Origin of the sequence: Cypionkella psychrotolerans (assembly GCF_001294535.1) — a bacterium.
Taxonomy (GTDB): Bacteria; Pseudomonadota; Alphaproteobacteria; order Rhodobacterales; family Rhodobacteraceae; genus Cypionkella; species Cypionkella psychrotolerans.
On record NZ_LGIC01000039.1, the window covers coordinates 1 to 7,301 of the forward strand.

The 7,301-nt window shown below is 57.5% G+C and carries 5 protein-coding genes and 1 pseudogene; 2 read left to right on the forward strand and 4 right to left on the reverse strand.

What is annotated here, in order from left to right:
• Window positions 1-414: 414 nt before the first annotated feature.
• Together AKV04_RS09460 and AKV04_RS25495 are read left to right on the forward strand one after the other, a co-directional pair.
• Window positions 415-973: pseudogene (locus AKV04_RS09460) on the forward strand (IS21 family transposase); the annotation flags it as partial.
• A gap of 501 nt (window positions 974-1,474) precedes the next feature.
• Window positions 1,475-2,244, forward strand: a protein-coding gene (locus AKV04_RS25495) for an IS5 family transposase (RefSeq protein ID WP_235815585.1) whose coding sequence is annotated in 2 segments (ribosomal slippage) — window positions 1,475-1,811 and window positions 1,811-2,244 — 771 coding nt in all. Because the reading frame shifts where the segments join, the coding sequence is not laid out codon by codon here.
• A 43-nt stretch (window positions 2,245-2,287) separates the two neighbouring features.
• On the opposite strand, the gene AKV04_RS09475 is transcribed toward AKV04_RS25495, so the two are convergent.
• The 4 genes from AKV04_RS09475 to AKV04_RS09490 form a co-directional block, all read right to left on the reverse strand.
• Window positions 2,288-3,622, reverse strand: coding sequence for a HipA domain-containing protein (locus tag AKV04_RS09475; protein ID WP_054006214.1), 1,335 nt, complete (start codon window positions 3,620-3,622; stop codon window positions 2,288-2,290).
• Window positions 3,619-3,825 (reverse strand): helix-turn-helix domain-containing protein, encoded by a 207-nt coding sequence (locus AKV04_RS09480; RefSeq protein ID WP_162232849.1) that lies wholly within the window; start codon window positions 3,823-3,825, stop codon window positions 3,619-3,621. Before AKV04_RS09480 ends, AKV04_RS09475 begins: the two co-directional genes overlap by 4 nt.
• A gap of 269 nt (window positions 3,826-4,094) precedes the next feature.
• Window positions 4,095-6,677, reverse strand: a complete 2,583-nt coding sequence (locus AKV04_RS09485; RefSeq protein WP_235815586.1) for a DUF3320 domain-containing protein — start codon at window positions 6,675-6,677, stop codon at window positions 4,095-4,097.
• Between the two features lie 296 nt (window positions 6,678-6,973).
• Window positions 6,974-7,301, reverse strand: a 328-nt coding sequence (locus tag AKV04_RS09490) for an ATP-binding protein (RefSeq protein ID WP_162232850.1), incomplete at its 5' end; no start/stop codon positions are given.

The following is a 7,301-nucleotide window of genomic DNA, read 5'->3' on the forward strand; positions in this document are numbered from 1 at the left end:
TCTTCTTCGGTCACAGGGTCGCCCGCCGCTTTCGAGTGATCGACCCAAGCCGTGCAGCACTCGCAGTCGGTGCCTTTCACGACGTGAATGACGGGTTTGGTTTGGGCGTGCAGCGGCAGGGCGGCGGCGGCAGATACCAGAACGGCGCGACGGGTCAGGGTATGCGGCAAGACGACAGACCTTTCAGGCAAGTATGCGACGGATTTTCGGGACGGCAAAGCGGCGGTCTTCGTGGAAATCAATGATACCGCCGAAGCGGCCGTCGGAATGAAACAGAAATACGCCTGCAGTATGGTTCATCTGTTGATTTGCACTCAGAAGTGACCCGAGTAGGGGCGTAATTTTCATTGAGAAGTGACCCATGTGACACGTTCCCCTTGGCTGCTGGCAGCAGGGGATATTGGAGTGATCGGCATGGCATTTTTGAGTATTATTCGGCGTTGGGCATTGCGTGAGCATCTGTCCATTCGGGAGATCGCGCGACGGACGAAGTTGTCGCGCAATACCATTCGGAAGTATTTGCGATCTGGAGCGGTTGAGCCTGCGTTCAGGATTGCCGAGCGACCGAGCAAGCTTGATCCCTTTGCCGCAAAGCTCTCGGGCTGGCTGAAGACCGAGACCGGGAAGTCACGCAAACAGCGACGGACGTCGAAACAGCTGCATGATGACTTGGTGAAGCTGGGCTACACTGGGTCCTACGGTCGGGTTGCCGCTTTTGCTCGGGTGTGGCGGGCAGATCGGCAAAAGGAGCAACAGACGACGGGGCGCGGAACCTTTGTGCCGCTGGTCTTTCAGCCTGGCGAGGCGTTCCAGTTTGATTGGAGCGAGGATTTTGCCGTTCTGGGGGGGAGAGCGCACCAAGCTGCAGGTGGCGCATATCAAGTTGTCGCACAGCCGGGTTTTTCTGCTGCGGGCCTATCTCTTGCAGACCCATGAGATGCTGTTTGATGCGCATGTGCATGGGTTCCGGGTACCCGAAGCCGATCTGGACCGCGCCTATCAAGACATCTTAGCCGCCCCCAAGCGCAACGCCTCACAATGCGCGGCTCTGCGCAGGGTGTTTCGTTGGCATGTGATCGAAAGTGCATTGCCGCCCGCACCGCGAGAGGGGCCGCTAGCCAAGCTAAAGGCTCTTGTGACCCGCATCACGCGAAAGACCGAAAAGCTGCCCTAGAGTCGGCAAGCGACGCTGGGCCAAGCGTTTTTTCTATGATGGGTCGGTAGATGGGTATACCGTTAAAATCTTGATTTTCTCAATGATTTCAATGGGTATTGGCGGATCGATAGTCCGACACACATCTTCACGCCATATAATTTACATATATTTATCAATGCGTTGATATTTATCCGTAACACAATTTGTATAACAAAATGTATAGCAATTTAAGGCTATTTGGTTAGGGTCAGGACCCATTGTTGGGCTTGAGGCTCTCGTAGCTGCGTGATTCAAGGCTCCGAACTGACGGGGGTGTTGATGAGCAATCTTTTCTGGCTGACAGACGTTCAAATGGAGAGGCTGCGGCCCTTCTTTCCGAAGAGCCATGGCAGGCCGCGTGTCGATGATCGGCGGGTCTTAAGTGGAATTATCTTCATCAATCGCAATGGCTTGCGGTGGTGCGATGCACCCAAAGAGTATGGTCCTGCGAAGACCCTCTACAACCGATGGAAGCGGTGGAGCGACAAGGGCATCTTCGCCCGGATGATGCACGGTTTGGCAGCAGAGGCGGCGGTTCCCAAGACGGTGATGATCGACGCCACCTATCTGAAGGCGCACCGCACGGCGACCAGCCTGCGGGCGAAAAAGGGGGGCCTGACGACCAACGAGGCCGCCTGATCGGTCGAACCAAGGGCGGGATGAACACCAAGTTGCACGCAGTCACTGACGCTGATGGCCGGCCGATCCACTTCTTCATGACGGCGGGACAGGTCAGCGATTACACCGGTGCTGCGGCCTTGCTCGGCAGCCTACCAGCGGCAGAATGGTTGCTGGGCGACCGTGGTTATGATGCCGATTGGTTCAGAGATGCGTTGAAAGACAAGGGGATAAAGCCATGCATCCCAGGTCGGAAGTCCCGCAGCAAGCCCGTGAAATACGACAAGCGCCGCTACAAACGCCGAAACCGCATCGAGGTCATGTTCGGGCGTTTGAAGGACTGGCGCAGGGTTGCCACGCGCTATGACAGATGCCCAAAAGTCTTTCTATCCGCCGTCGCCCTCGCAGCCACTGTGATGTTCTGGCTATGAGAAGAGAACGAGTCCTGACCCTACTTTATTATCATGCCAGAATTCATGAACTACTGTCAAACCCGCCACCTCGAATGAGGAAGGCATCTCTTGATGGGATGTCCAGATCGAGGTTGGAGACTTCATTCAGAATAGCCAACTGATGAGCAATCATATCACCGAGTATCTTCAGGCGTGGGCCTTGGAGGCTGTCGATCTCGACGGCGACCGCACTGAGTATCTCCTGTGCAAAGTCATGTGACCGCCGCTCAAAAGCACGGCTGCCGCGGCCGGGGATGCCGATGGCTTCGTCGAACAAGTGCATGTCGCCGAGGGTCAAGGCATCCATGTTGGCGGCCCGGCCCAGAGAGAAAGCAAAGTCGTGGGTGACCCTCGGATCAACCAGAACCGGCACCACGTCGTAGAGTGGCGCTAGGCGCGGGGTGCCGTTGCAGTAGAGTAGGGCATGGTTTTTAGCGTGGTTGTCGGTGTTGCCCAAGGCGAGATTCAGCAGTGTCATCGCCCGGAAAGCATTACGGTCCAGTGCAGGCACGCCCAGCAGCGGCATCAATGCGCCCACCCGCCCAGCTGAGAAGCTGCGTGTGGGGTCGTTGGAGTTGCGCTCATACTTGAGCGACGAAGGCAGGCCGAGCGCTTGGCAGAAGTCTTCTTGATGTAAGCGGCGCACTTCCGTGCCCTGCACAATCCGGTCAAAGCGCTCTACGAGTAGGCCGCGCTGACCGCCCAACTCGAAGATCTCAGTCTGGGCGACCGGTGACCGCAGCACCCGCCCCGCAAGCGCCATCAATGCATGTTCGTGATCAACCAACTCGTCCTCGCTCGGACGCGGCACCTTGAGTAAGTGGGTGGTGGGCGCGAGGCTCTCGGGCTTTGGCAGGCCGAAGCGACCATCAGGCAGGCGTGTCAGCGCGATCTTGCTCTGCACTCCGGCGACTGGGGACGGGTCTGGCAGGCCCTTGGGTAGCGGCCTGCGCGCAGCCAGCGCTTGCATGAGCGCGATCATATTGTCGTTGCTCAGCACATCGTAATCACGGGTCAAATCTCCGGGGATCTTGCCCGGCTCCGATTCCCTCGGCACGCAGGAGATCGCACCCGCACAGTCCCTGCCGAGATGATACAACAGCCCGGCCACATCGCTTCTCGCAATGGCGTGGCGTTGCATCACGCCGTCAAGCTGATCGTTCTCTTGCAACAGATTGTCGAAGAACACCCGTGCCGCCACATCTCCATAGGGGTGTTCTCGCAGCGGCATGCTGATCGAGATCGGCACTTTGGCATCGACGTCATAGCAAAAACTGAGCGTTCCAAAGTCGTCACCGCTAAGGGTGCCGACGGGCTTAGGCTCGGATTCAAGGTAAACATCAAGACTTTGGCTCATGCCTCACGAACCTCGACAACCAACCCAAGCTCCATGCAGGCTTGCAGAGCCAGCGCAAGCTTGGCGCTGGCCTTGCCATTTTCCATCTCGGCCACACGCTGCCGGATCGTCCCTAAAACGGCCGCGAGGTCGTCCTGGGTCATGTTCAGCGTCTGGCGGCGTGCTTTAATCTGGGCCCCAAAGGCTTCGGCGTTGAGTGTCATCTTCATCTTTGGAATGCCATGTTACGATTTCAGAACATATAGCCACTAAAGATGCCTTACGCAACATAATGTATCAAAATCGAAACATTTCTATCTGATTGATGTTATGCTCGGCAAATGTAACAAAATTGGAACTCAATGCATGAATGGATAGCGGCTTCAAACTCCATAGTATGGACGGTGCCCAACTCAGTCGCAATTCCAAGCTCCTTCGCTGTCCGGGCCTACGCTTTTGAGTCCGTCTCGTTGAGACAACACCAGAATCCCACTCATTCTTGCAACACGATCGCCAGAATGGTTTCCAACAAATCTGGTCCGACGCGCTGGAAGCCAAGCAGGCGCGCCACTGCTTTGGTCATTTCTTCTGGTGGCATGATGCCGCTTTCAACGCTTATCCGTGACATTGCGGCGGAAATTTCTGTCGGAGGCAAATACTCTGCCTTCAAAAGCCCGCCCGTTTGGGTCCTCCGGTCTCGAACGGGCGGTGCCGTCGCCTGTTCTATGGTCATCACAAATTGGCCTAGCGTTTTTAGACGATTGTCGCTGCGCTTCTGCACCGCATTCAAGGCACGCAATGTCGCGTCAACGATCCTGCTACCCGCCTTAAGCTTGCCAAAGGCTGTCGCAACCCTGCGTGCTATTTCATCGACATGGATCGGCCCTTCAATCTCGACAATCTTGATGATCAGATCGCCGATTTGTCCCTGAGGTGCCTCATGCGGCTCGACGGTGCTTCGGACCAACAAATCCGCGCGCTGATAGGGAGGGGCTGTCATTTCTAGATGGCCGATCTGGATCGGTCCCGGCGCGTTCTGCTCCACATCAACCAGTTGCAGAATTCCGCCCGTATTCGCGCCCCGCACAGCAATGCCGCCTGCAGAAAATTCTTTTGCGGCCAGAAGGGCTTCGGCAAGTCGGCGGATCTCATGGTCACGGCGATGGAACCAATCCGTGCTCCAGATCCGGTGGAAACGCCAACCAAGGCCTTCGAGCACATCCTGCCGCAAACGGTCACGCTCGCGCGCCCAAAGTGCTGAGTGATATGCCGCCCCATCGCATTCAACCGCGACAATATATTGACCGGGGCGGTCAGGATGGCGCACCCCAATGTCGATGCGGAATCCGGCGGTGCCAACTTGTGGATCAGCCTCATAGCCAAGATCACGAATGACGCGGGCAACATCCTCTTCAAACGGGCTATCCGCCTCAAGTCCGGTTGCCATCTGTTCTTCAATGATGCCAGTTTTCGCAAAATCGAGGAACCGCTTCAGCACGCGCGGACCCTCGCGCGATGACCGGCTTGGGTCGATGTCGCCAGGATCGAATGAGGCGAATATCTCGCAGCGCACCCGCGCTCGTGAAAACAGCACGTTCAGGCGGCGCTCTCCCCCTTCACCATTCACCGGGCCAAAAGACATGGCCGCCAGCCGGCCGTTTGGCTCTTGCGGGCCGTAGCCGACCGAAATCAGGATCACGTCACGCTCATCGCCTTGCACGTTTTCGATGTTTTTTACAAAAACATCCTCGGCCCGACCTTCGCGCAAGAACGCATCCAGAACCGGATCACGGCGGCGTTCATACTCCAATGCCTCGGTCAATGTGTCTGACTGCGCTTTGGAAAAGGCCACAACGCCAAGCGACAGGTCAGGGCTTTTGCGGGCATGTTCCGCAACCGCTTTCACCACATGTTGCGCCTCGATCTTGTTGGTTCCAGCCCGGGCAGTCGTGGTTTTCCCGCGGGCATAAACGCCGGGAACGCGCCGAAACTTCATCCCGTAGTTGGGATCAAGCTGCAGGGGCGACGGTGGCAGAACCAGCTTGTCACCATAGAATTCGGCGTTGGACACCCGGATCAAGGACGGATCGCGGGAGCGGTAGTGCCATTCCAACATGCGCGAGCGCAGGCCACGGGCTTCGCAAAGCGACAGGATGCTTTCCATATCAGCCGCAGTTGCGCCTGCGGGCATTTCGTCGTCTTCTTCTTCTTCGTCTTCGAAATCATCCACAAGACGATCAAAGAACGATGTAGGCGGCAGTTGTTTCTGGTCCCCGACCACCACTATCTGGCGCGCACGCGCAATCACGCCCAGCGCATCCTCGGGCCGGATCTGTGACGCCTCATCGATCACCAGCAAATCAAAGGTCACGGTGCCGGGCGGCAGAAACTGCGCCACTGAAATCGGACTCATCAGCATAACGGGCTTGATGCGCTGCACCATCGCGCCTGCGTTTTTCATCACCCAGCGGATTGGCTTGTGTCGGCTTTTGCGGCCAATCTCACCGCGAATGACGCCCATTTCCCCCATGCTGCCCTTGGGTATCTGGGCAAAATGGCGCGCCAGGATCAGCGCTGGGGCATCGTTCAGACGCGAGCGTTCCTTTTCCTGAAACAGGCGGACGAGTTCATGCCGGTCCAACCCAGCCAGTTGCCCAAGTTCCGGCAGCATCGCGCGCGCCGAATTCCAGCGCGCCTCGGCGCAGGCATAAGTAAATTCGGTCCCTGCGGCTGCGGGTTCGACGCGACCATCCGCAACCGCGTCAATCACGTCCCCTGCCCCGTTTTCCACGGTTTGCGCCGTCGCACGCGCAAGGGCTGCCCAATCGGCATAGCGCCCACTGTCCGCCCGCATCCGTTCAAACACCGCCGTCAGATCGGTTAGGTCCGCATCTGTCAGCTCTGCCGACAACTCGACCTGTTCAAGATCAAGTCCCAACCGGGCAATGGGCTTTTCAGACTTTTCCTGCGCGTCTCGCACCAAAGCTGCCAAAGAAAGGGCGGCTTGCGATGGAGCATCATTTTTCACCAGAGCGGCAAGAAGATTTGCCGCCGAGCCAAAACCAGCCGCCTTCACCTGTGCAAGCCAGGATGAAACTGCCTTGATCCCGGCAAAATCAGTGCGCTCACCACGCCAATTCTCACCTAGGCCCACTTGAAGCCACGCTTCCTCATCAGCGAGTCGCTGCCTGCGGTGTCAACGGCAGAGTAAAAGTGGACCAAAGGGCAGCGCAAAATGTTGCCACTTTGGGGTTATCAAGATTGCCGCATAGGCGTGCGCTAGCATCTGGGCGGCCGCGCTTGTCACAGAGCTGGCGGTTGCCCGGATGCTTTGGCCCGTGAGGGCCAACTGCTTACGATGTTGGTATTGGGTTAAGCCTTGTCTTGGCGGGCTTTGCTCTGGCCGAGGCGATAGCTTTCACCGTTCATCTCGAGGATGTTCACGTGGTGGGTCAGCCGGTCGAGAAGTGCGCCTGTCAGTCGCTCAGACCCGAAGGTTTCGGTCCATTCGTCGAAGGGCAGGTTGCTGGTGATCAACGTGGCACCCCGCTCATAGCTTTGCGAGATCAGTTCAAACAGCAGTTCGGCGCCAGTTTTGCTGAGCGGCACAAAGCCCAGTTCGTCGATGATCAGCAGTTTGTGGCTGACCATTTGCTTTTGAAGGCGCAGGAGCCGGCGCTCATCCCGCGCCTCCATAAGT

Bases quoted from the DNA above. Each gene is read 5' to 3' on its own strand.
- AKV04_RS09475 (WP_054006214.1), bottom strand. From the start codon at position 3,622: ATGAGCCAAAGTCTTGATGTTTACCTTGAATCCGAGCCTAAGCCCGTC.
- AKV04_RS09480 (WP_162232849.1), bottom strand. From the start codon at position 3,825: ATGACACTCAACGCCGAAGCCTTTGGGGCCCAGATTAAAGCACGCCGC.